General features: G+C 58.5%; 2 protein-coding genes and 1 pseudogene. 2 read left to right on the top strand and 1 reads right to left on the bottom strand.

The annotated features are described in order from the left end of the window. Positions 1–297 precede the first annotated feature (297 nt). On the top strand, positions 298–1,743 hold the full coding sequence (locus BLR51_RS26850) for a hypothetical protein (RefSeq protein ID WP_009827213.1): 1,446 nt from the start codon (positions 298–300) through the stop codon (positions 1,741–1,743). A 9-nt stretch (positions 1,744–1,752) separates the two neighbouring features. On the opposite strand, the gene BLR51_RS26855 is transcribed toward BLR51_RS26850, so the two are convergent. After that, positions 1,753–2,040, bottom strand: a complete 288-nt coding sequence (locus BLR51_RS26855; protein ID WP_009827212.1) for an H-NS histone family protein — start codon at positions 2,038–2,040, stop codon at positions 1,753–1,755. Positions 2,041–2,459: 419 nt separating this feature from the next. Between BLR51_RS26855 and BLR51_RS26860 the strand changes: the two are divergent. After that, positions 2,460–2,591, top strand: a pseudogene (locus BLR51_RS26860) (single-stranded DNA-binding protein); the annotation flags it as partial. Positions 2,592–2,680: the final 89 nt, after the last annotated feature.

Genomic DNA, 2,680 nt, shown 5'->3' on the forward strand with positions numbered 1-2,680 from the left:
CCCGAGATCATCCAGGGGGTTGAGTTCCGCGACGGCCTCCGCCAACTTCAAGCTGCCGCCTGATCAGACGTCACCAACTTCTGCGCATATCTCGCGCAGGTGCGCCTCCGGGCCTATCGGCGACCAAGTGATCGGCGATGCCGATCTGAGGAACGCCGGTCTGCGGCCCTGAGCAGATCGTGGTGCGCAGGGTTGGCCGGGCAGCGGACATGCGCAGTTGCGTCGAAGCCCTCAAGGACTATCAGCAGGCCTTGCCAAAGCCGACCTTTGCAACACTCGTTCAATCTGACACCGTACGTGAACATCGACAGCAGTGTTAAAGGACTTGCTTTGAAGGAAATTTCCGAACTCCGCTTCAATGCAATCGCTGGCTATGCCCGGCACCCGAGGGCAGTTTTGACTGGTGAGGAACTGGCTTACTACGAGGCAGAGGATGGGAGCATTCTCGGCCTGCTCATCAGGGACCGAACAGACGGTGACTTCGCGGGAATGGCCTTTGGCCGGGACGCGAAATTGCGGTTCCGGTGGACTTCCATGACCAATTTCCTCGAGAGCCCGGAACTGGCGCACGACGCATTGGCGGAACTGATGACCAATTTGCTCGATGAGCCGGACGAATTTCATCACCAAGGTGATGAAAGGGGGGAGCCGGTCAATTTCTTCACTCCTATGCACCCACTGGATGTCTTGCACCCGGACTTCCAGCAGGTCGCATCCGAAATTGGGTTCTTTCCTGCCCGGGGCATAATCGAACCAATGATGCGGTGGCACGAGGATCTAGATGGAAACTTCGTGGAGCAGTTCCAGTCCACCGCTTTCGACCAGCGGATTTGGGAACTTTACCTTTTCGCGACGCTAATCGAACTTGGGTTTTCCCTGGATGTGACGCATGCTGTGCCCGACTTCATCGGCACAAGCTTGTTTGGGCCCATCGCCGTCGAAGCGGTGACGGTTGGACCGACTCGGCGAGGCGCTGAAATTGTTCCGCCACCGCCCGTTGAGACCCAGGAACAGATGGAAGCGTATCTGTGGGACTATATGCCGATAAAGTTCGGCAGCCCATTGTTCAGCAAGCTAAGGAAAAAATACTGGGAAAAGGAGCAGATCGCTGGTGTGCCGCTGGTGTTTGCAATCGCGGACTTCTCATCGCCCGGCTCCATGATCCACACCCGATCCGCACTCGAGCGGTATCTCTACGGGTACTCCTTTGACGCCGCACGCGACGAGCAAGGAAGAGCCGTAGCTCAGCCCATAAAGATCATTGAGCACCGTTGGGGGGACAAGGTGATACCCTCCGGCTTCTTTGACATTCCGGACTCAGAACATGTCAGCGCCGTTATCTCCACAACCGCTGGTACGATCTCAAAATTCAATCGAATGGGGATTCTGGCCGGGTTCGACGCGGGCAATGTTTTGATGACGCGTACTGGCACTGTCGTCGACCCCGATCCCGTAGCGAGGGACCCGCTGCTCTTTAAGGCGATCGTGAACGCCAAAGGATACCATGAGAGCTGGGTGGAAGGACTCAACGTCTATCATAACCCGCGCGCCATCATTCCGCTTGAGGAACACCTCGTACCTGGTGCCGCGCATCACCATTGCGACGCGGAGGGCAACTGGACAACAACCGCCCCCCGCTTCCATCCTCTGGCATCAAGTACTGAAATCCTAGGCGGCGTGAATGTCGCTAAAGCGCTCGCGAATTTCGAAGGTTCGGCGATACGGTTCTGGAAAAAACCTTAGTGGTGGGCCCTATCTTGACGGTGCGTTCGCCATACTACTTCCTTGGCGACCCCGGCTGCACCAGGCGAGCGACAGGTTAGGGTGCCGGTATTTCGGCTGCGCAGGCGCACGGGCGGTTTTCGTCTCGGTGCCGACAAGTTCGGCCAGGGAGTAACCCAGATCCTGGGCGAGAGCTTCCACCTTGGAGCGGGCTTCCGCCTTCTGTCGATCCTCATAGGTGGAGATCGCCTTGGCGACGTCCTTCCGCATTTTCTTCAGCTCGCCGAGCGACAGTGCCTCGAGATCGTAATCAGCCATTGGTGCGCTCCGTGTCCTGAATGATCCGGTATCGATAGCCTGTCGCGGCAGGGTGCCGCAACTCCCGGAAGGCGGGGAGGCAGGTGACGAGCATAATCTTGGCCGCTAGTGGGGTGCTGGGCTTGGGTTCAGGCAGTCCCGATTGGCAGGATGACAGGGTCTGGCATGGGCTCCCCGCGCATCTCTGTCTTCTGGGCCATCCCTTCGACTGACAATCCCCTAATCCCGTTCGCTTGCCTGCGCGCAACCCCGCGTCAGCCCGGGCCGTGTTGGCCGCCTATGGCGTCCTGCCCGCTCCACCCCGGTCCTTTGGGGGTTTCCGGTGTCCATGCTGTCCACCGTGCACGCATCACCCGACGGGCTTTTTCCGGGTCTTGTCGAAGGGACGGTCCCGAAGACAGGAAACACAGGAGCTAATCATGCAAAACATCGTCATCCTCGCCGGCAACATCGGTCAAAAACCCGAAACCCGCACCACCCAGGGCGGCACCAACATCACCAACTTCAGCCTTGCCACCTCACGCCCCCGCCTCTCGGAAGGTCGCGTGTTGGATGTCACTGAGAACTGACCCAGCATTGTCATCGAGATTTGACCCGCCTGTCAGTATGTCGGTCGGTTCATGATGGGGTCAACATTGGC

Source organism: Salipiger marinus, assembly GCF_900100085.1.
Lineage (GTDB): Bacteria > Pseudomonadota > Alphaproteobacteria > Rhodobacterales > Rhodobacteraceae > Salipiger > Salipiger marinus.